Origin of the sequence: Mesorhizobium sp. M0621 (assembly GCF_040320745.1) — a bacterium.
GTDB lineage: Bacteria > Pseudomonadota > Alphaproteobacteria > Rhizobiales > Rhizobiaceae > Mesorhizobium.
The window spans coordinates 48,094-69,685 of the sequence record NZ_JAMYQF010000027.1; the positions used below are offsets into that span (position 1 = coordinate 48,094).

The window sequence follows — 21,592 nt, forward strand, 5'->3', positions numbered from 1 at the left end:
CCGGGCGAGGTTGTTCGGACGGACAAGAAGTTGCTGTCTCCGGCAAAAGGACACGTGCGGGAAAATGCACGGGTGGCGGGTGCAACAACTCTTAACAATACATAACCCACGGCAATGACAAATCGGATTAATGCCGCCCGACGCGACTGTGAAGAACGATCGCGGGGTATGCCGAGCACCGGTGGAGACCTCGATGGTTCCTTCCCGGTGATGGCCCGGGACAAGGCGATAGACATGCATCGACTGGTGGCCGTTGTCCTGCTGGCCTTCCTTGCTGGCTGTTTGGCGCCGGACCGCATTGTTTATGGGCCGAAGGCTGCGACGGCAGCCAGTATTCGGGGGTTCAGCGACATTCGTATTTATGCAGATTCGGCCCGGAAACTGCCCGAGGCGCACGCCTGGCTGCCCATCCCGAGACACAAGGAAATTAACTACCTAGTCTTGTCGAGCGGCGGTGGCGCAGGCGCATTCAGCGTCGGGGCGCTAAAAGCGTGGTCGGATAGTGGACAGCGACCGGAATTCGACATGGTCAGCGGCGTCAGCACGGGTGCGCTGATCGCGCCCTACGCCTTCCTCGGCTCGGCTTACGACCAGCCACTCGTGGACCTCTACACAAGCGGTGTCGCCAAGGATTTGGTCGATGCAGATTTCCTGCCGAGGGGCCTGTTCGGAGCAAGCCTGCTGAAACAGAAGCCGCTGCGAAAAATGGTCGAGCGCTATTTGACGCGAGACATACTGGAAAAAATCGCGGCCGAGCACCGCAAGGGGCGACGACTGCTCGTTTTGACCTCGAACCTCGATTCCCAAAGAGCCGTGATCTGGAACATGGGCGCCATCGCGAGCAGTGGGCGGCCCGGTTCGCTGAAACTCTTCCAGGACATCCTCATCGCCTCGGCAAGTATCCCCGGCATTTATCCGGCCGTGCTCATCAAGGCCGAAGCTGGAGGGGAGGCGTTTGAAGAAATGCACTCTGACGGCGGTTCGGCTTCTCAAATCCTGACCATCCCGGAGGGGTGGATAGCCAATTCGGACAAAGGCGTCCGCCCTAAGAACCTCAAGTTCAACATGTACATCATCATCAACAACGCGCTGATGCCGGAATTTACCACGACAACGAACAATACGTTTGCTGTCATGGCCAGGGCGAATTCCACGCTCGTCAAGGCACAGACCCGCAGTGCGCTGCTGGCTACCTACGTCTACGCCCAAAGGAAGGGCATTCGGTTCCGCGTGGCCTCGATCGACAAGCAGTTCCCCTACAGCATGACCGATCCGTTCAACACCGACTACATGCGCGCCGTCTACAACCTCGGTTACGCAGAAATGGCGAGCGGCAGCCTATGGCAAGACAGGCCCTTGTTCACCGACAAGGTTGCTGCCGCCCAGCCTGCGAAACAGACGCAATAGTCACCCGCTTGCCCCCCCTCCATTCGCAAAGCCCAACAGGAGAACGAAGTGCCAAATCCCCGTATAAATCAGCCAGACGGTCGACCGCAGCATCGATCGATCGGTTTCGCGCTTCTGCCGTCGCTGCTTGTTTCGGCGGTTGCCGGTTGCACGTCGGTGCCGCTCCAGCCGGACAACTCGTTATCCTCCTATGACGGTCTCACCAAAGTCGATGGGCGGATCAGGAAGGTAGAATACAAGGCTGTCCCCGCCGATCTCACCGCAAGCAAGATAGTGTACATTGAACCGACGCTGGTTTCGCCAACCGCTGCGCAATCCTCGATCAGGGTCACTGATCAGGCCCTGGTGGCAACCGTGGTCAGCCGCGCGCTTTGCATAGGCGTCAGCGATCGGTTCACGGTCACGGACGACAGAGAAAACGCCGATCTGATCGTTCACGCGACGGTCACCCGCATTGTGCCCACCAACGCTACAGTCGCCGGCCTGTCGACCGTGGCGTCCATCGGGGCTTCGTTCGCGTCCTCCTCCGTTCCCGTTCCGAGGATTCCACTTGGACTGGGTGGACTTGCCGTCGAGGCCGAGGCGACCACGAAGGAGGGAAAACAGGCTGCTGCGATGGTGTGGTCGAAGGGCGCGAATTTCGTGACCACAGGCGCGCGGATGTCACAGATTGGCGACGCCTACTCTCTGGCGGAGAGTTTCGGAAGTGACTTCTCCAAGATGCTTGTCACGGGCAAAACGCCGTTCAAGTTTGGCCTCCCAAAGCTTCCATCTTATCAGAAGCTGAAATCCGGGCTCGGTGGCAAACCCAAATATCAGGCTTGCGAAAGGTTCGGTCGCTCGCCAGGTCTGAAGGATTTCGCAGGCGGGCAACTCGGTTTGCCGCCGTCCTGGACGGACAAGCCAGCTCGACAATAGGGCGGCAAATTTGCGGCAAAGATCGGTCAAGGATCGACCAGAAGGGTCGCTATGCCAATATCCGATGGCAAGATACCCGAGGTGGCGAAGCCAGCTCGCAAGCGGACCCTCGTCGCGAAACTGGTCACTTTCTGGTATTTTGTCTTCGATCACTTCATCGATGCAACACTTAGCGCGACGGTCACGATGATCATGATCGCGCTGGCAATGAGGCATATATACCAGAATGGATTGGCGGTCGTTCACGGCGTGGAGCGGCGTCGCCGTGCTATTCTTCTTGCCATTGATGCGATGATGAGGGGCGATCCTAAATCCTCGCAATCCAGCTGGGATCCGGCTTTCGGAACTGCGTCGTCCGCATGCGGAGCCGCGGTGAGTCGGTCGGCCTGCACTCCCCACCCCCCCGACAGGCCGACCGACATCGATGAACGAAACACTCAACCAAGCCAATCCTGCCATGAAACGAGCCCGAGCGTGTCGCTGATTCCACCGCCGAGTGGATTAACATTAGCCGAACTCGCGGAAGAAGCGGGAGTTTCGCTTCCGACGTCTGCCGATCCAACCACGCGTCTGCAGAGTGGGGCGAGCCTGGAAACGGCCCAGTCATGGCACATCGCCTACATCGATCATGCCCGCTACGCGAACGCTTTGCGCGCCACCAAGGCCGGTGCTTGCTTTGTCTCGGAGCGCTTTGCCCATCTCGTGCCGCCCGACACCATTCCAATCATCGTCCGAGATCCTCGCCTAGTTTACGCCAGAGTCCTTGCGCGGCTGCATCCCGAGGCGCTGCGGGTCGCACCCCTTTTTTGCCGCGCCAATGCCACCGAGGGATGTTTTGTGCATCCATCGGCGCAGATTGGAACCGGTGTCGTGCTCGATCCCGGCGTCGTCATCGGAGAGCGGGTGTTCATCGGCGCCGGCACCACGATAGGCGCCCATGTGGTGCTGGGGCCGGACGTTGTGATCGGCTGGGATTGCTCCATCGGCCCCAGCGTCACCATCACCCATTGTAACATGGGCGATCGGTCGATCGTTCATGCAGGGGGTCGCATCGGCCAGGACGGTTTCGGCTTCGCGATGAACGCGTCAGGACACCTGAAGGTGCCGCAGCTCGGCCGAGTCACGATTGGGAACGACGTGGAGATTGGGGCCAACAGCACGGTCGATCGCGGCAGCGTGGGCGACACTGTCATTGGAGACGGGACGAAGATCGATAATCTCGTTCAGGTTGCGCACAACGTGCGGATCGGGCGTCATTGCGTGATCACTGCCCAAGTCGGGATCGCGGGCTCGACGGTGCTGGAGGACTACGTAGCGGTGGGAGGCCATAGCGCCATCGCTGGCCATCTGCGCATCGGACGGGGCGCTCAACTTGCCGCAGCATCCCGGCTCATGAGAGACGTTCCGGCAGGGGAACGCTGGGGCGGAATGCCGGCTAAACCTTTGCGAGAATGGTTCCGCGAGCAGACGACCCTTAAGAAGCTTGCGAAGTATCGCACTGGAGCTTGACTCTGTAGCCATCCCATTCTCGGCCTGACCGTCAAAGCTAACCTCCCGCGCCAGCATGTCGGCGACCTTCTTCTTCACCTCGGCGTCCGGCCGGCGGCGCACCCGGAGCGGGAAGGCGACGTTTTCGGCCACCGTCAGATGCGGAAACAGCGTGTAGCGCTGGAACACCATGCCGATGTTGCGCCTGTGAGACGGCACTGCGAGCAACGACTTGCCTTACAGGTGCACGTCGCCGGAGCTCGGGTCCTGGAAGCCGGAGATGGCCGTGGAACCCTAGGGAAACAGTACGGGAAGATTTCTGATTTTGGCCCACGAAAAACTCAATAAAATCAACGTTCTAATACGTCCTCTCACCAAAACGCTCTCACCAAAACGCCAATGTAAGTTGCTGATTTTATTGATTTATTATTCTTTGCCCACGCCGTGGATTCGAACCATCTCATAAAAATCATTTGGATTGTGTTCGAGTACGGTTTCGAGGCCTGCCACGAAGTTGATCTTTGAGTCGTTCCGGATCACTGGACTGGACGTGCTATGCCCAACTTGCCCCGTGGTTGACCTGCACCGGCCGCAAGAGGCCGGCGGCTTTGCGCCCCAAGTTTGCCGTAGGGGACCGCATTGGGGCTTCCTGAGAGCAGACGTCTCTGCAGCTTCACTGGAGGTCAAGCAGCCAACTATTGGCAATAATGCGGGGAGAGCGCAGGATTATCCAAAGGGCCTTCGCCTGCGACAGGAGATCTGCGCGATGAGGCAGTTTGGTAGCGAACCAGTTCGTGATCCTGCGGACCTCGGCTTCGACAAGGCGCGGCTGGCGCGACTGAAGGAGTGGATGCAGCGCTATGTCGACACAGGGCGCTGGCCGGGTGGTGCGGTGCTCGTCGCGCGCCATGGAGAACTCGCCTTTTTCGATTGCGTCGGTTACGCCGACGTCGAAGCCAAGCGGCCTTGGCAGCGTGACCTCATCGCCCGCATCTACTCGATGACCAAGCCTGTCACCGCCGTCGCGCTGATGATGCTGTACGAGGAGGCGCGCCTGCATCTCGACGATCCGGTCGAAGCTTACCTGCCGGAATTCAAAAACGGGCAACTTCTGATACCGGGCGCAACGTCGCTGGACCAAACAGTGCCCATCAAAACGAAGATGACGATCCACCATCTGCTGACCCACACATCTGGCCTAAGCCTTTTTACGAACCCCCGACTGCTCGGTGAAGCTTATGCCAAGGAAAAACTCGGCCTCGCCCTTGCTTACGGTGGGCTCGACAAGATGGTGCGCAGGATCGCCGAGCTGCCATTGGAATGGGAGCCGGGCACGAAATGGCAATACAGCACCGGGTCTGATGTTATCGGTCGAATCGTGGAAGTCGTTTCCGGAATGACGCTCGACAAGTACTTCGCGACCCGCATCCTCGAGCCCCTCGGCATGAGCGACACCGGCTTCTCTGTGCGGGGGTCTGAGATCAGCCGTTTTCCCCCGCTCTATGAGGCTATGGCCGGCGGGATGGCAGTGCACGAAGCGCCGGAGGTTTCGGAATGGCGGGAAGGCAAGGTTGATACGTTCTGCGGCGGAGGCGGGCTCGTCGGAACCATCGACGACTATTGGCGGTTCACCGAAATGCTGCGGGCTGGAGGTGAAATCAACGGCGAACGCATCCTCAGTCCACGCACTTTGAGATTGGCAGCGTGCAATCACCTACCGGGAGATCTTGCCTCGATGGCAGCCGAAGTTTGGGCCGAAACCCAGTTTGACGGCGTCGGGTTCGGTCTGTTGGGCTCCGTCGTCCTCGATCCGGCTAAGGCACAAATTTCGGCGCAAGTCGGCGACTATGGCTGGGGCGGGGCGGCAGGCACCTTTTTCTGGATAAGCCCGGTCGACGACATGGTTGTCATTCTCTTCACGCAACTGCTGCCGTCAAGCGCCATTCCGGTACGCAAAGAGCTGCGCGCACTCGTCCACAGTGCGTTGACAGGAGCCTGAGACACGTCAACAGAAACTGCGCGGTGCAACTTCGCGCTTGGCAGGCTTGGGCCGTGATCGAGACGATGCCCGCGCAACGTGAAGTCCGCTCTTGAGGAACCGCAGGCACTAAGCCGCCTGTCTCCTTGCGGCCCTTGCTGAGACGTTAGTTTCGGGATGCAGAGCGCCCGCTTCTGGCACGTTCTTCCGCTTGGCGAGCGCGTACATGACCCTCGTTGCTGCCGTTCAGTCGCAAAATCACAAAGCCCGGATCGGGGTGACGCGCATCTAATGTTCCGAGACGCCGGCCGCGCGGCGCGAGGCCATATCTGCGGTGCACGCGTTCCGAACGCATGGCCAAGTGGAACGATTCTCCGGATAGAGGAGCTGATGTTTCAAGCTCGTGCTTGGCGCCCAGTCATGATTTGGCGAACTCAGGCTCGCTCGGAACATCCGGTCACCAAAATAGTCCGCAGCGTTCGCCGCCAATCCAGCGTGGACAGGGCAGGCGGCGTCTTTGCCTGCCGATCCAGGTGGTGGCAGGAGGTAGAGTGCCGCGAACTGGAGGGCGCGCCCCGTCATCTGGCGAGAAGCGGAGCGGCCGTTCAGGCCTCTACTACTATTGTCGGCGCGCCGGGCCTGGCATGGCCGATGATGCGAGCCGAAGGATAGCCGTCCGCGACGATCCTCTCAACGAGCGCCGCTGCGCGGTCGGCCTCGCAAGCAACCAGCAACCCGCCCGAAGTCTGTGGATCCGTGAGAAGATGGCGTCGCCACTCGGGCATGCCGGGAGGTAAGCTTATCGCGTCGCCATAACTCGCCCAGTTGCGCCGCGATGCGCCGGTAACATGGCCGTCGACCGCGAGCGAGGCAGCTTCGGAAAAGAGCGGCACGTCGTGGCTGCAAATTATCAGCGTGCACCCGGAACCGCGTGCCATCTCGAGGGCATGTCCGAGCAATCCAAATCCGGTCACGTCGGTGACGGCGTGGACGCTCGCGTCCTGCGCCAGCTCCGATCCGATCCGGTTGAGAAGGGTGGTGGAGGCGATCATTTCGCGATAGCCGCTCTCGGAAAGCGCCTGCTTCTTGATGGCGGCGGAATAGATGCCGACGCCGAGCCCTTTCGTCAGGATCAAGGCGTCATCCGGTCTGGTGTCAGAATTGCGTCGGATGTCCTCGGGTCGGCATGTGCCGATGACTGCGAGGCCGTAGATCGGCTCCGGCGAGTCGATTGAGTGGCCGCCGGCAACCGGGATTCCGGCGACGGCGCAGACAGCTTCGCCACCTTTCAGGATTTCGCGGACCATGAGCGTCGGGATCTTGTCGAGAGGCATGCCGAGAATAGCCAACGCCATGATCGGCCGGCCACCCATCGCATAGATATCGGACAGGGCGTTGGTTGCGGCAATCCGGCCGAAATCGTAGGGGTCATCTACCATAGGCATGAAGAAGTCGGTGGTCGCAATGACGCAAGTCGCGCTTTCGAGTTGCCAAACTGCCGCATCGTCGCCGGTCTCCGTGCCGACGAGAAGTTGAGGATAGGGACTGGCAGCCGCCGGATCGGCGAGAAGCTGCTGCAGCACTGACGGCGCCAGCTTGCAGCCGCAACCGCCGCCATGGGCGAGGCTGGTCAGGCGCACAACGGGCGCTTTGGTGATTTCAGGCGAGAGGGCGATTGCCATGGTCGTCGAGCCTCCTCTGCTGGCACGCTTTAAGTACGGAATCAAAGTCAACCGGAATGGAAAATACGATCGCTCAACGCACGGCACGTTTGGAGCACGCTTGCTCTGAGCGGATTTCGTGAGTTAGGAAAGGCAAGGGCCGCATCCGGCGTGCGAGGCATCGCCGTCATTGGGAATCGATCGAAAGGCGCCCCGACCCGCGGGAGCTGTTTCATCGCCACGCCTTACTGTATGGCAATGCGTTCATTTTCGTCAATCGCAATCGCGGTCACGAAAAGATGACCGTAATATTCAACAATAATACCCAATGCCGATTTGCGGGCACAAACCTGTTGCAGGAAGGCGGTTCGGAGGGGCACTTTTGCTGCACCGTACGCGCCCCGTTCTTTGGCATTGATTTTATTTGGTCCGACACTAGTTAGTCGGATTGACCGTTGGTTCGAGTTGCCTGGTGGGGCATCGGCTTCGGGAGGAACCCATGAACATCAATCTTTCTCGACGCGCGTTCCTGCAAACAGCAGGCGCGGGTCTCGCCGGTACTTCGCTTGGAGCCCTCGGCTTCGGCGACAGCGAGGCCGCACACGCGGTGGCTATACGGCCGTTCAAGCTCGCGAACACCACCGAAACACGCAACACCTGTCCATACTGCTCGGTGGCTTGCGGCATAATCTTGTATTCGAAGGGCGATCTCAGAAAGGGCGAGCCGGCCGAGATCACCCATATCGAGGGGGACACTGATCATCCGACCAATCGCGGCACCTTGTGTCCCAAAGGGTCGGCCCTGCTCGGATTTGTCAAGTCGCCGACCCGTCTGCAACATCCGATGATCCGCAGACCGGGCTCGGACAAGTTCGAACCGATAAGCTGGGAAGACGCGCTCGGCCGCATCGCCCGCCTGATGAAGGACGATCGCGACAAGAACTTCGTTGCGACGAACAATGACGGCGTGACGGTCAACCGGTGGATCACCACCGGCTTCCTCGCCGCCTCGGCTTCGACCAATGAAACCGCGTTCGCGACCTACAAGGTGGTCCGCAGCGCGGGCATGCTGGTGTTCGACAACCAGGCACGTGTCTGACACGGCCCGACGGTGGCGAGTCTCGCCCCAACATTCGGCCGCGGCGCAATGACCAATTCCTGGACCGACATCAAGAACACGGATCTCGTCGTCATCATGGGCGGCAATGCCGCGGAAGCGCATCCTTGCGGCTTCAAATGGGTCACAGAGGCGAAGGCCAACCGCGGCGCCAAGCTGATCGTCGTCGACCCGCGCTTTACGCGCTCGGCTTCGGTGTCGGATCTTTACGCGCCGATCCGCCAGGGAACCGACATCGCCTTCCTGCTCGGGCTGATCAACTACTGCATCCAGAACGATAAGGTGCAATGGGACTATTTGAAGGCCTTCACCAACGCGACATATGTCGTCAAGGAGGGCTTCACCTATCAGGACGGCCTCTTCTCCGGCTATAACGAGGCGAAGCGAGACTATGACAAGTCCAGTTGGGACTATGACATAGGCCCGGACGGCTTTGCCGTTGTCGACGCGACATTGGCCAATCCCCGCTGCGTCTGGAATCTGCTCAAGAAGCATGTCGCGGTCTACACGCCGGAGATGGTCGAGCGCATCTGCGGCACACCGAAGGACCGCTTCCTGAAGGTGGCCGCGATGGTCGCCGAGACGTCGTCTCCGACCAAGGCGATGACCTCGATGTACGCGCTCGGCTGGACCCAGCACTCGAAGGGCTCGCAGAACATCCGCGCCATGGCGATGCTGCAGCTTGTTCTCGGCAACATTGGTATACGCGGCGGCGGCATGAACGCGCTTCGCGGTCACTCCAACATCCAGGGGCTGACCGACCTCGGGCTGATGTCGAACCTGCTGCCCGGTTATCTGACGCTGCCGACTGAGAAGGAGGTCGATCTGGCAGCCTACATGTCGACCCGAGGCTTTAAGCCGCTCCGGCCGAACCAGATGAGCTACTGGCAGAACTACAGGAAGTTCTTCGTAAGCTTCCAAAAGTCAATGTGGGGCAACGCGGCAACGCCGGAGAACGGCTTCGCCTATGACTACCTGCCGAAGCTCGACCTGCCGGGCTACGATCTGCTGCGGGCTTTCGAGCTGATGCACCAGGGCAAGATGAACGGCTATTTCTGCCAGGGCTTCAACCCGCTACAGGCAGCTCCGAACAAGAAGAAGGTGATCGAGTCCCTCTCGAAGCTCAAATACCTCGTCATCATGGATCCGTTGGACACCGAGACGGGCCGGTTCTGGGAGAACCACGGGCCGTACAACGATGTCGATCCGTCGCAGATTCAGACGGAAGTCTACCAGCTTCCCTCCACCTGCTTCGCCGAGGACGACGGCTCGCTGGTCAATTCCGGGCGCTGGCTGCAGTGGCATTGGGCCGGCGGCACGCCGCCCGGCGAGGCCAAACGCGATACCTGGATTATGGCGCAGCTCTATTTGCGCCTGAAGGAGCTCTACACCAAGGAAGGTGGCGCCTTCGCGGATCCGATCGTTAAGCTCAACTGGCCTTATGTCGATCCCGGCGATCCGAAGGCCGAGGAGCTTGCCCAGGAGATCAATGGCAGGGCGCTCGCCAGGGTAACCGACACGGCCGACCCGACAAAGGTGCTGGCCGAGGCCGGAAAGCTCTTGCCGGGCTTCGCCGCGCTGCGCGACGACGGCTCCACCTCCTGCGGCTGCTGGATCTATTCCGGCTGCTTCAACGAAAACGGCAACAACATGGCCAGGCGGGACACCACCGATCCTGACGAAACCGGCGCCTATTCCAAATGGGCGTTCTCATGGCCTGCCAACCGTCGCATTCTCTACAACAGGGCGTCGGCTGACCTCACCGGAAAGGCTTGGGATCCAAGCCGCAAGGTGATTGAATGGGACGGCACGAAATGGTCGGGCTACGATGTCCCCGACATCTTGCCAACGGCAAAGCCCGATCAAGTCGGCCCCTTCATCATGAATCCGGAAGGCGTCTCGCGCCTCTTTACCCGAGGCATGATGCGCGACGGACCATTCCCGGCGCACTACGAGCCATTCGAGTCGCCCATCGCGAACCCGATAGCTCCCAAAGTCCGCGGCAACCCCGCAGCGCGGGTGTTCGAAGGCGACATGGCCCAGTTCGCCGAATCGGCTTCGCAGGAGTTTCCCTACGCGGCGACCTCCTACCGACTGACCGAGCATTTCCACTTTTGGACTAAGCACGTCATCACCAATGCGGTGATGCAGCCGGAGTTTTTCGTGGAAATTTCGGAACAGCTTGCGGCCGAGAAAGGCATCACCAAAGGCGGCTGGATGCGCGTCTGGTCGAAGCGTGGTTCGGTTGTGGCGAAGGCCATGGTGACCAAACGGATCAGGCCGCTCACCTGCGATGGCAAGACCGTCCACATCGTCGGAATACCGCTGCATTGGGGCTTCACGGGAGCGGCGAAGAAAGGCTTTGGCCCCAACATGCTCACCCCCTTTGTCGGCGACGCCAACATCGAGACGCCGGAATATAAGGCGTTCCTTGTCAACATCGAGCCCATCGCCGGGCCGGTAGCGTAGGAGGAGTAAGCGATGTTTCCTCCACTTCCAAATCCTTCGACGACGGATACCGCACCGCGTTTTTCCGACAAGGACCTCATCCGCCGCTCTGCCTCGACGGTTCCCGCGCCTGAGCAGCAATTGACGGAAGTCGCCAAGCTCATCGATGTTTCAAAATGCATCGGCTGCAAGGCATGCCAGACGGCCTGCATCGAATGGAACGACACGCATCCGGAGATCGGCCTCAATGCCGGCGTCTATGAGAACCCTGCCGATCTCACCCCGGACATGTTCACGCTGATGCGCTACAGCGAATGGGACAATCCCGAGACGAAAGAACTCGAATGGCTGATCCGCAAGGATGGCTGTATGCATTGCGCTGATCCGGGCTGCCTCAAGGCTTGTCCGGCGCCGGGCGCCATAGTGCAGTATTCGAACGGCATCGTCGATTTCGTCCATGAGAACTGCATCGGCTGCGGCTATTGCATCAAGGGTTGCCCGTTCAACATTCCGCGCATCTCCAAAGTCGATCACACGGCCTACAAATGCACGCTCTGCTCCGACCGCGTGGCTGTCGGCCAGGGACCGGCCTGCGCCAAGGCCTGTCCGACCCAGGCGATCGTGTTCGGCACGAAAGACGAGATGAAACAGCACGCCGACGGCCGCATCAAGGACCTGAAATCGCGCGGCTATTCGAATGCCGGCCTCTACGATCCGCCCGGCGTCGGAGGGACGCATGTGATGTATGTGCTGCACCACGCCGACCAGCCGGAGCTCTATTCGGGTCTGCCGAAGGAGCCGAAGATCAGTCCGCTGGTGGAGGCGTGGAAGGGCGTGACCAAATATGCCGGCCTCACCATTCTCGGCGTGGCGGCCGGCGTCGGCCTGCTTCACCATCTGGTCATGGGACCGAACCGGGTCTCCGAGACGGATGAGGAGCATGCCGAACAGCTGACGGAGGGCAACAACGATGGCCGTGCATGACGTGAAGTCAAACGAGCAGGTACATCCCGGCAAGCCAGTCATCGTGGACCGCTACACGGTGGGCGCGCGGATCAACCATTGGATCACGGCGGCGAGCCTGATCCTGCTCGCCTTGTCCGGCCTTGCCATGTTTCACCCGAGCCTGTTCTTCCTGTCGGGGCTGTTTGGCGGCGGCCAGTTCATGCGCTTCATTCACCCATGGATCGGCGTCTTGCTCTTCTTTAGCTTCCTGGGGCTTTTCTTTCGGTTCTGGAGGGCCAATTTGTGGAGGCCCGAGGACGGAACGTGGCTCGCCCGTTTCCGTGACGTATTGTCCAATCACGAGGACAACGTCCCCGAAGTCGGCAAGTACAACGCCGGCCAGAAGCTCGTCTTCTGGTCAATGTCGATCCTTATCGTCATCCTGATTTCGAGCGGCGTCGTCATCTGGCAACAATATTTCGCCGCTTACACCACGATCGGCCAGCAGCGGTTAGCGCTGCTTGTTCATTCGATCGCTGCCGTGGCGATCATCGGCGTCTGGATTATTCATTTCTACTCGGCCATCTGGGTACGCGGCACCATTCCCGCCATGACGCGCGGACGGGTGACCGGCGGCTGGGCGTGGCGGCATCATCGCAAATGGCTGCGGGAACTGATCGCAGGCAAGCCGGACGGACGTTCGGGATCGAATCCCGCCGAATGAGCGGGTATTTGTTTAGGCAATTCCGGACGGAAAACCGTTATATACTTTTCGTGGAATTGCTCTGGAGCAGTGTCAAGCCGACCACGTAGCCCGTGAGGTTCGTGAGGTTGAAATGCCAAGGCAACAAGATCCGTCACGCCCTGACCCGACTGTAATCGGCGAAGTCTCGGCCTCACCCTTTGCGCGCGTGCCTGATCCGCGGACCTTGTTCATTCGCCGCTCCGAGCGATTGATTGTGTTGGCGGATGACCACCAGCTCGGCCCCTATCTCCGCTTCCTCGCTGCACTGACGGATGCGCAGCACCGCATCCAGGACGGCTTGCCGGAGATCGAATTGCCGACCGCGGAGGCGCGCGAGCGCGCACGAATGTTCGGTATGCCGCCGCTCGATCGCAACCAATTCACTTCGGATGCCGCCGTTGGAATGACACTCGGCCGCCTGTTCGAAGTGGCAGCCACGATCGAAAAACCCAAGGCGGCCGCAGCCGCCTTGGGCAGGCTGGCGACCACCGATGCGTCCGGGGTCGATTCCATGGTGCGCAATGTGCTCACCGATGCGATCCCAATCAAAGCGCTTGCCGAGCATGTCTATGTTGCGGCAGCGCTGCAGGTTCACTTCGCCCGCCTCGCGGCATGTCTCGACAGCTCGAAGCTCGTTGCGGTTGCCGACGGCGCCTGTCCGGCCTGCGGCGGGCCGCCCGTATCCTCGATCATCGTCGGTTGGCACGGCGCACACGGGGCGCGGTTCTGCGCCTGCGCGCTGTGTGGAACATTGTGGAACCACGTCCGCATCAAATGTACGCTGTGCGGCTCGACCAAGGGGATAGGCTATCAGGAAATCGAGGGAGGTCCTGGCACGGTCAAGGCCGAGACCTGCGATGCATGCGGCTGCTATGTAAAGATCCTGTACCAATACAAGGATCCGGCTCTCGATCCGGTCGCCGACGACGTGGCGACGCTGGGCCTCGACCTGCTCGTCCGCGAGGGCGGCCATCGCCACGGATCGTTCAATCCGTTCCTTGTTGGCTATTGAGGATGCGATGACCACTTCATCCGCAAACCCTTTGCGCAACCTTCCGTCGGTCGACCACGTGCTGAGGACCCCGCTGGCGGCGGCCGCAATCGAGCGCTTCGGGCGGCAGGCCGCGACGGAGGCCATTCGCCGAGCCCTCGCCGACGCACGAATGGCCTCCCGCAATGCCGGAGCCGTCGTGCCGGAGGCGAACGATGTTGCCGGCGATGCGCTCGTGCAGCTCAGGGACGGCGAACGCTCTTCCCTGCGTCCCGTTTTCAACCTGACCGGAACGGTGCTGCATACCAATCTCGGACGAGCTCTCCTCGCGAAAGAGGCGGTCGAGGCTGTTCGGCTGGCGATGCGCGAAGCGGTGGCTCTCGAATTCGATGTCGAGAAAGGCGAGCGCGGCGAACGGGACGATCATCTTCGATCGCTCGTTTGCGAGCTGACGGGAGCCGAGGATGCAACCGTCGTCAACAACAATGCGGCTGCCGTCCTTCTCGTCCTCAACACGCTGGCGCTCGGTCGCGAAGCGATCGTTTCGCGAGGCGAGTTGATCGAGATCGGCGGCTCTTTCCGGATGCCCGAGATCATGACGCGCGCCGGCGCCAGGCTTGTCGAGGTCGGCACCACCAATCGCACGCATCGCAAAGACTATGTCGCGGCGATCGGCCCGGAGACCGGGCTCATCCTCAAGGTGCACACATCGAACTATCGGGTCGAAGGGTTCACCGCCGAGATCCGGGCACCCGAGCTCGCTAAAATCGCCAAGGAGCATGGGATACCGCTGGTCCATGATCTCGGTTCGGGCACCCTGGTCGATCTAGCCCGCTACGGCCTTGGGCGCGAGACGACCGTGCGCGAGGCGGTCGCCGACGGCGCCGATCTCGTCACATTCTCCGGCGACAAGCTGCTTGGCGGTCCGCAGGCGGGTTTCATCGTCGGCAGCAGGGACCTGCTCGCAGCGATCAGCCGCAACCCGATGAAGCGGGCGCTCAGGGTCGACAAGCTTCGTTTGGCCGCGCTCGAGGCGACGTTGAAGCTCTACCGCGACCCCGACCGCCTGGCCGAGCGCCTGCCGACGCTAAGGCTGCTGGCGCGCCCGGTGAGGGAGATTGCAGCGCAGGCAAAGCGCCTTGCTCCCCTGGTTGCTGACGCCATGGGCGAAGCCTTTGCGGTCGACAAGGTGGAGTGCCGGAGCCAAGTCGGATCCGGCGCGCTGCCGCTCGAAACTGTGCCAAGCGCCGGGCTTGCTCTCAAGCCGCGCTCAGGGAGCAGCCGGGCGCTCGAAGCGCTTGCGGCTGCGCTGCGCGGGCTGGGCGTCCCCGTCATCGGGCGCATCGAAAGCCAGGCGCTCGTGCTCGATTTGCGCTGCCTGGAAGACGAGGCGAACTTCATCGCCAATCTAGCCGGCTTAAATCTGGGAGGAACCGATGCGCTGGCTTGACCGCCTTGCGCGCCGCCCAGCCGAGACGCCTATGGCCGCACGCATGACCGAGGCCCTCGGAGCGGCTCGGCGAGGCGATCATGCCGTGGCTCTCTCCATATGGGAGCCGCTGGCTCACCAGGGCGTTGCCCGCGCTCAGAACAATATCGGCGCCTGCTTCGCCGAAGGGCTCGGCGTCGAGCGTGACGCGGATATGGCCTTTCGCTGGCTGGCGCTCGCCGCCGAGGCAGGAGATCCTGTCGGGCAAAGGAACCTGGCGTCGCTCTATTTCCGCGGCGAAGGCGTTCAGCAGGACTTTCGCCGGGCGGCCGAACTCTATCGGGCCGCAGCGGAAACTGGCGACGGACCGGCGCAGGATATGCTGAGCTGGATGCTGCTGGAGGGCGAAGTGATGGCTTCCGATGCCGGCGAGGCGCGACGCTGGGCGCTTGCCGCGGCCGATCGGGGCATCGCATCCGCGATGACCCGGATTGGCATGCTTTATCACAATGCGCTCGGCGTGCCGCGCGATCCGCACGAGGCTGTCCGCTGGTGGCGCCGTGCTGCCATGCGAGGAGACGCCGAAGGGCAGGCAATGCTCGGCGCCGCCTGCCATCTTGGCACGGGCGTGCCGGCTGACGCGGTCGAGGCGCTGGCCTGGCTCCTGCGTGCCGAGGCAGGCGGCAGCGCCCTTGCCCGCCGCTATCTGGCTGCGGTGCGGGCCGAATTGAGCGCGGGCGATGCCGCCGAGGCCGAGCGTCGCGCCACCGAGCCGTTGCCGGAGCCCGCATCATGATCGTCGGCACGGCGGGACATGTCGATCATGGCAAAACTGCGCTGGTGCATGCGCTGACCGGTATAAACACCGATCGTTTGCAGGACGAAAAGACACGCGGCATGACCATCGATCTCGGCTTCGCCTATTTGCCGGTACCGGGTGGGGATAGCATCGGTTTCGTCGATGTTCCCGGGCACGAGCGTTTCGTACACACGATGCTCGCCGGCGCCAGCGGCATCGACTTCGTGTTGCTCGTGGTGGCTGCCGATGACGGCATCATGCCGCAAACCCGGGAGCATCTCGCCATCGTCGATCTGCTCGGTGTCAAGCGCGGCGCCGTCCTGCTTACGAAATGCGATCTGGCCGGTCCCCAGCATCGCAATGCGGTGGCGAGTGATATCCGCTCGGTGCTTGCCGGGACGATGCTTGCCGAGGCCCACCTGATTCCCGTCTCGATCATTACAGGCGAAGGTATCGATGAACTGAGGCATCTCTTGTTCGAGGAGGCGTCGCATCTTGCCCGGCGTGCAGCTTCGGGCCGTTTTCGATTAGCGGTGGACCGCTCGTTCACGCTGCGCGGCGTGGGCACCGTCGTGACGGGCACCGTGCTTTCGGGTTCTCTCGGTATTGGAGACAATGTGGTCGTAAGTCCGTCGGGATTGCTTGCGCGCGTTCGGTCGATCCACGCCCAGAACCGGCCGGCTGAACGTGGTCGGGCGGGAGACCGCTGCGCGCTCAATCTGACCGGCGAAAGGGTTTGCAAAGAGGCGATCCGGCGCGGCGACGTGATTGTCGATCCGAAGCTTCACGCGCCGACGGACCGGATTGATGCAAGCCTTCGCGTTCTGCCGGATGAACGCAAGCCGATCGGCCAATGGTTTCCGGTGCGGCTCCACCATGCCGCGACGGACGTCGGGGCACGCATCGTACTCCTCGCAGACGAACCGATCGGGCCTGGCGGCACGGCCAATGTTCAATTGGTGCTGGACAGTCCGATCGCGGCCGCTGCCGGCGACGTTTACGTGGTGCGCGACACCACCGCGCAGCGAACCATCGGCGGCGGACATTTTCTCGATCTGCGGGCGCCGAGCCGCAAACGCCGCGCGCCGGAACGTCTGATCCAACTCGATGCCCATGCGCTATTGGCGCCCGAACTGGCCGCTGCCGCACTCCTTGATGCGCCGCCCCACTATTTCGACCTGAAGGCTTTCGCGCGCGACAGGGCGCTTAGTGACTGCGAGACGGAAGGCCTGATCGATCAACTCGGGCTTGTCCGTTTTGCTGTCGGAGAAATGCTTCTCGTGCTGTCGCCGGAGCGCTGGTTGCGATTCAAGCGCGACTTGGCCGCGACCCTGGTGGCCTTCCATGCCGACAATCCGGATTTGCCGGGCGTAGGAATGGAGAGACTGCGTATTGGGCTTGATCCACGTCTGCCGGCGCCCGCTTTCACGGCAGTTCTGCGGAGCCTTTCGCACGCTGGAGAGGTTGGCTTGGACGGCGCCTGGGTGCGGCTGCCCGGTCATGAGGCGCATCTGACGGCAAAGGATGAAACTTTCTGGCTGCAAATCCAGCCTCTCATCGGCGGACCCGAACGGTTCCATCCGCCGAGAGTGTGGGATATTGCCGAGGTGCTGGCCGCGCCGGAGACGGAAATCCGGCGGCTTCTGAAGCTTGCCGGCCGCATGGGGAAGGTCCATGAGGTCGCTCATGACCACTTCTTCCAGCGCGAGGCGTTGGCGCAGATCGTGGAGATCGCCCGCGACCTCGCTGCGTCGATGCCCACAGACGAGTTCACCGCTGCTCAATTTCGTGATCGCGTGGGCAGCGGACGCAAGATCGCCATCCATATCCTCGAATTTCTCGATCGGCACGGCGTGACGCTGCGGCGGGGAGACTTGCGCCGCCTGAACGGGCGCAAGCTGGACCTGTTCCGCCTGACAGGCGAGGGTGAGCCGCCGACGGCGCAAATTTCTGGAGGAGCATCGCCCCCGGTGGGGCGTCCGGACTTCAAATCCGGGAGGGGCCGCGAGTCGGTCTCTGGTGGGTTCGACTCCCACTCTCTTCCGCCATCCTGGTGAGCCAAGATGAACCCGACGGCTTCCTATCTGAATGACCTGAAAACGACGGCTGAGACCGCCAGGACAACCGAGGCAAGCTTCAGGCAACAAGCGGCCAATCAGATCGCGGTTCTGGAACAGGAGCGCGCCTTCGCCTTCAGGCGGCTCAACCTCATGCAGGCGATCTCGGACGCCGTGGCCTCGGCCGAAAGTGAGGAGATCGCCGTGGCCAGCGCTTTGGCCGTCCTGCGCTTGCGGCTCGGCTGGAGTGCGGACAGCGAGGCGCGCACGGAAGCGATCACGCATTTTGGCCCCGTTGCGCTTGCGTTGTTCCAGGCCGCGAAGCCACCCGAGGACGAAACCGCCACCGATATCGGCGAGGCCCTTGCGATTTTTGAGCATTGGTACTCCGAATCCCGGGGATCGCCGTTCTGGCTGCTGTTCGAGCACCAGATCGTGGACACGCCGCTGGTCGATTTTTGACCGCGCCGGACTTGTCGGCTCCACAGGTAGCCCGTCGTGTGAACCTCGACGACATAAGTTGTGACCGAGGCGCCGGTTTGCGCTACAGACAGCGCGACATCGCCGGCATGTGCGCCTGCCTCCTGATGGCAGCTTTCGCGGTTGTGCTGCTGGTGCTGCCGGCGAGACCATAGCGGCGCGCCTGGCCGAAAAAGAAAAGCCCGCTGCCTCGGGGGGAGAGCAGCGGACCTTTGACACAGAACACGGCCGGTGGGATCGGGGGTGTACCGGGCATCCGGCCAGCGCAATAAACGTTGGCTGCAAGCGATTGTTCCGCCGGCCTCCGGCTTGGTTATTTCCGTACAATTTTAGCGCTTCTGCGGCTTCGGCGTGATCTCCTCGACCTGCAGCTTGACGTGGCTGCTGGCCGGCGGCTTGACCGCCACCTCTATCGGAGCCCGAAGAAGCTCAGTATCGCTAAAGCGATGACCACTGCTCCAACGATCCAAATGATATTGTTCATGATCTCTCTCCTGGTGCCCTTAAGAAGCCCGCGCCTCTGTGGGAGGGCGCGGGCCGATCGGGAGCCCGATCCTCGGCAGGCGATGGAGGGCACCACCTACCGCAACAATCAACTGTTAGAGACGGCTAATGTTCCCTCCAGCCAGTTTGGTCGGCTCGAAAGTGCTGGAGCTTCAGCCTCGGGTAGAATACCCCGCAGCGGCGGGCGCCCCTCTGGGGATGGCGGAACTAGCTGAGGCATTGGAATCCTTGCCACCAGCGACTACCAAGGAGGTCTTAATGTTCCGGTCTCGCTTTGGCAGGCGTCGGCCCTGTGAGGTTAGACCGAATGAAAGGCGCATCCTTGCCGGTTATCTCTCGGATCGACTTCAATAGCGCCCTCATGAGTGTTCTGCAGCGCTCGATAATGCTCGCTCATAGGCGATAGAAGCGGTTTGACGATGCTCAGGTGCAGCGCTTCCGCTGCCACCAGAAAGCGCTCGATTTCAACCTGTGAAAGCTGCTTGGAAGGTTTCGATCTTGCCATTTGTGCGAACTCCGTTTGAGGGGATCGCCGCAACAGGAGGATTGTTTCCTCATCCGTATTGGGCTGGCAAGCGCTGGCTATTGCTTATCCCGGAAATCGAGCAGCTTGGCATGGCGGAGCTTTTCCTCGCCCTTCAGGAACCGGACGCGACCGACGAGACCAGGCTTCAGCCATTCGGCCTTTTCCTTTTTGAGGCCGATTGGCACTGGTCCCCCGACCTTCCCTTGCACGCGATCCCATAGTCGTTGACGCTTGTCGGGTTTAAAGGCAACGAAAGCCCCGCCGGCATATTGGCCCTTGTCGGCCATGAGCACCATTGCGGGCTTTCCGACCTCGCGCTGCACGCCAATGATGTCCATTTCCTTTTCGGCATAGCACTTGATCTTGCGCCAGTTCATCGTCGGCCCGCTGCGGTAGACGCTGTCCTTGCGCTTCGAGACCATGCCCTCCAGCCCAGCCCTGTCGACCAGGTGATAAACCGCGGCGCCGGCGCCGGGCATGGCTTTGCTGAACTGAATGCGGCCGACGGCTGGTATTAGGTCCTGCAGGATCTCGCGGCGGTCTTCCACCGGCATGTTGCATAAATCATGCCCGTTCAGGTGCAGGAGATCGAACGCCACCAAATACAGGTCGCGCGACGGCTCACGGCGGGTGACGGCTGATTGCAGGGCGTGGAAGTCGGACAGGCCGGCCTCATCGACCATGATCGTCTCGCCATCGATGATGAAACTTTCCGCTTCTATCGCTTCTGCCTCTCCGGCAAGTTCAATATAGCGGCCAGTCCAGTCGTAACCGTTCTTGGTGATCAGCCGGATCCCGTCTTCATCCTTGATAATCTGCGTGCGATACCCGTCGAATTTGATCTCATGGGCCCATTCGTCGCCCTGCGGTGGCGTGTCGACCAGCTCGGGCTCCATGGGCTTGATGAACTTCAGAGGCATGCGCTGACTCGCATAGTGCGATTCAATTAGCGCGCGCTAAAATAGTTCCGGAACATTTTAGACGAATTGCATGTTCGAAGAGTTATGAAGATCGAAGCCGACGAATGCCCGGCAGCGGATGCTGATCCGGCGCACGATTGAGGAGCACTGTCCGCCTGGCGTGTTTCCGAGCGAGGGCATGGTGAATGGGCTCTATGGTCCGGAACTGCTTCGCGGAAACGCTGGCGGCTGCCATCGTCGCAACTATCGACCAGATGCAATTGCGCGTAATGATGAAACCGCCTTCCCCCAGTGTCAAATAGTAGGCCGACACAGGGAAGCCCGCCAGCGCGCGTTTCGGGGGCGGCCCTAGCTTTTCTCGAAAGTCGGCTTCCAGTCGCGGTTGCGCTCCCGCTGCTGGCCCTCATAGTCAGGAATGAATGTGAACAAAACCGGCCGACGGTCGCGGCAACCTTGCAATCCACGCAACTAAAGGGCCAGACGAGATCCCAATGCACGGAACCATGATCAGGGATCCAGCCGAATTGCAGTTCAATCGCGTCGGCCGGGAGGTCAACGCGACGGTCGTCAACAAGCTGCCCAACGACCACTCCGCCTTGGTCGGGCCGATCAACCCGCTATGAGTGACGAACCGCTGAGGCTCGTGCCGCTCTCCCGAAGGGTTACCTGATGTTTGTGGGAACCGGCCTCGATATCCCACGTTTCGCTATTAATTGAACTTCACGATAGGGTTCGTGCAATGGCGGAGAATATATCTCGCGATGATGAACGGCGTGGCACCCGAAGAGTCCTGATGTGGGGAGTCGTGATCGCCATCGTGCTTTTTGTCGTGCTCCTGGCGATATTTGTCCTCGGTGTGCGTGCGTAGGTGTTCGACCGGGTTTGTGAGCATGTCGTTGGCGAACGCTCTGCAGTTTGTCCCGGCAAATCTGAACCCAATCGGATCGCGCTAAATTACCACTAGTTAAGTTGATCAGTTGAGATCATAGTGCCGGCGCTGATGAATTGGCAGGCTGCCGTCCACCCCGCCCGCTGCCTGCCACTTGCCGGCGACGCCTTCCCCAAGACGACGTCCGCCGGCTTTTCATTCCCGTATACCGCGGGCGGCCATCAGTCTGCCAAGCGCCAGTGCGATGCTGCATGCGCACGGTAGCGCCCGGCATTCGCGCGCCGGCGTGG

The 21,592-nt window shown here is 61.3% G+C and carries 15 protein-coding genes, 1 tRNA gene and 2 pseudogenes; 14 read left to right on the forward strand and 4 right to left on the reverse strand.

The genetic code is table 11. The features are described from left to right. Positions 1-168: 168 nt before the first annotated feature. From NKI38_RS19285 to lpxD, 3 genes are all read left to right on the forward strand, one after another. The gene (locus NKI38_RS19285) at positions 169-1,407 is read left to right on the forward strand and encodes a patatin-like phospholipase family protein (protein WP_352659778.1); all 1,239 of its coding nucleotides are present in this window, start codon (positions 169-171) and stop codon (positions 1,405-1,407) included. A 48-nt stretch (positions 1,408-1,455) separates the two neighbouring features. Continuing rightward, positions 1,456-2,325, forward strand: a complete 870-nt coding sequence (locus tag NKI38_RS19290; RefSeq protein WP_352659779.1) for a DUF3313 domain-containing protein — start codon at positions 1,456-1,458, stop codon at positions 2,323-2,325. A 474-nt stretch (positions 2,326-2,799) separates the two neighbouring features. Further along, on the forward strand, positions 2,800-3,834 hold the full coding sequence (gene lpxD / locus NKI38_RS19295) for a UDP-3-O-(3-hydroxymyristoyl)glucosamine N-acyltransferase (protein WP_352659806.1): 1,035 nt from the start codon (positions 2,800-2,802) through the stop codon (positions 3,832-3,834). A 27-nt stretch (positions 3,835-3,861) separates the two neighbouring features. Here the strand turns inward: lpxD and NKI38_RS19300 are convergent. Then, positions 3,862-4,095 (reverse strand): annotated as a pseudogene (locus NKI38_RS19300) (ATP-binding cassette domain-containing protein); the annotation flags it as partial. A gap of 484 nt (positions 4,096-4,579) precedes the next feature. Between NKI38_RS19300 and NKI38_RS19305 the strand changes: the two are divergent. After that, positions 4,580-5,812 (forward strand): serine hydrolase domain-containing protein, encoded by a 1,233-nt coding sequence (locus NKI38_RS19305; RefSeq protein ID WP_352659780.1) that lies wholly within the window; start codon positions 4,580-4,582, stop codon positions 5,810-5,812. Between the two features lie 584 nt (positions 5,813-6,396). Here NKI38_RS19305 and selD read toward each other — a convergent pair. Next, a complete protein-coding gene (gene selD, locus NKI38_RS19310; RefSeq protein WP_352659781.1) occupies positions 6,397-7,473 on the reverse strand; it encodes a selenide, water dikinase SelD in 1,077 nt (358 codons plus the stop codon). A 478-nt stretch (positions 7,474-7,951) separates the two neighbouring features. Here selD and fdnG point away from each other — a divergent pair, with 478 nt between their 5' ends. The 9 genes and pseudogenes from fdnG (at position 7,952) to NKI38_RS19355 (ending at position 18,445) form a co-directional block, all read left to right on the forward strand. After that, positions 7,952-11,038, forward strand: coding sequence for a formate dehydrogenase-N subunit alpha (fdnG, locus tag NKI38_RS19315; protein ID WP_352659782.1), 3,087 nt, complete (start codon positions 7,952-7,954; stop codon positions 11,036-11,038). A gap of 12 nt (positions 11,039-11,050) precedes the next feature. After that, positions 11,051-12,001 (forward strand): formate dehydrogenase subunit beta, encoded by a 951-nt coding sequence (gene fdxH, locus NKI38_RS19320; protein WP_352659783.1) that lies wholly within the window; start codon positions 11,051-11,053, stop codon positions 11,999-12,001. After that, positions 11,988-12,686 carry a formate dehydrogenase subunit gamma gene (locus NKI38_RS19325; protein ID WP_352659784.1) on the forward strand — a complete coding sequence of 233 codons (699 nt, stop codon included), beginning with the start codon at positions 11,988-11,990 and terminating at the stop codon, positions 12,684-12,686. Before fdxH ends, NKI38_RS19325 begins: the two co-directional genes overlap by 14 nt. A 112-nt stretch (positions 12,687-12,798) precedes the next feature. After that, positions 12,799-13,719, forward strand: a complete 921-nt coding sequence (gene fdhE / locus NKI38_RS19330; protein ID WP_352659785.1) for a formate dehydrogenase accessory protein FdhE — start codon at positions 12,799-12,801, stop codon at positions 13,717-13,719. 7 nt (positions 13,720-13,726) lie between these two features. Beyond that, complete coding sequence (gene selA / locus NKI38_RS19335) at positions 13,727-15,148, forward strand: L-seryl-tRNA(Sec) selenium transferase (RefSeq protein WP_352659786.1); 1,422 nt, start codon at positions 13,727-13,729, stop codon at positions 15,146-15,148. Next, positions 15,135-15,923: a tetratricopeptide repeat protein gene (locus tag NKI38_RS19340; protein ID WP_352659787.1), complete on the forward strand. Its 789-nt coding sequence runs from the start codon at positions 15,135-15,137 to the stop codon at positions 15,921-15,923. Before selA ends, NKI38_RS19340 begins: the two co-directional genes overlap by 14 nt. After that, positions 15,920-17,755: pseudogene (gene selB, locus NKI38_RS19345) on the forward strand (selenocysteine-specific translation elongation factor); the annotation flags it as partial. The gene NKI38_RS19340 and the pseudogene selB, both read left to right, overlap by 4 nt. Positions 17,756-17,878: 123 nt before the next feature. Continuing rightward, positions 17,879-17,974: transfer RNA gene (locus tag NKI38_RS19350), tRNA-Sec, on the forward strand. Positions 17,975-17,989: 15 nt separating this feature from the next. Beyond that, complete coding sequence (locus NKI38_RS19355) at positions 17,990-18,445, forward strand: hypothetical protein (RefSeq protein WP_352659788.1); 456 nt, start codon at positions 17,990-17,992, stop codon at positions 18,443-18,445. 820 nt (positions 18,446-19,265) lie between these two features. On the opposite strand, the gene NKI38_RS19360 is transcribed toward NKI38_RS19355, so the two are convergent. Then, a complete protein-coding gene (locus tag NKI38_RS19360; RefSeq protein WP_352659789.1) occupies positions 19,266-19,472 on the reverse strand; it encodes a hypothetical protein in 207 nt (68 codons plus the stop codon). Between the two features lie 77 nt (positions 19,473-19,549). Beyond that, positions 19,550-20,413, reverse strand: coding sequence for an ATP-dependent DNA ligase (locus tag NKI38_RS19365; RefSeq protein ID WP_352659790.1), 864 nt, complete (start codon positions 20,411-20,413; stop codon positions 19,550-19,552). Positions 20,414-20,904: 491 nt separating this feature from the next. Here NKI38_RS19365 and NKI38_RS19370 point away from each other — a divergent pair, with 491 nt between their 5' ends. Beyond that, positions 20,905-21,036: a hypothetical protein gene (locus NKI38_RS19370; protein ID WP_352659791.1), complete on the forward strand. Its 132-nt coding sequence runs from the start codon at positions 20,905-20,907 to the stop codon at positions 21,034-21,036. Positions 21,037-21,592: the final 556 nt, after the last annotated feature.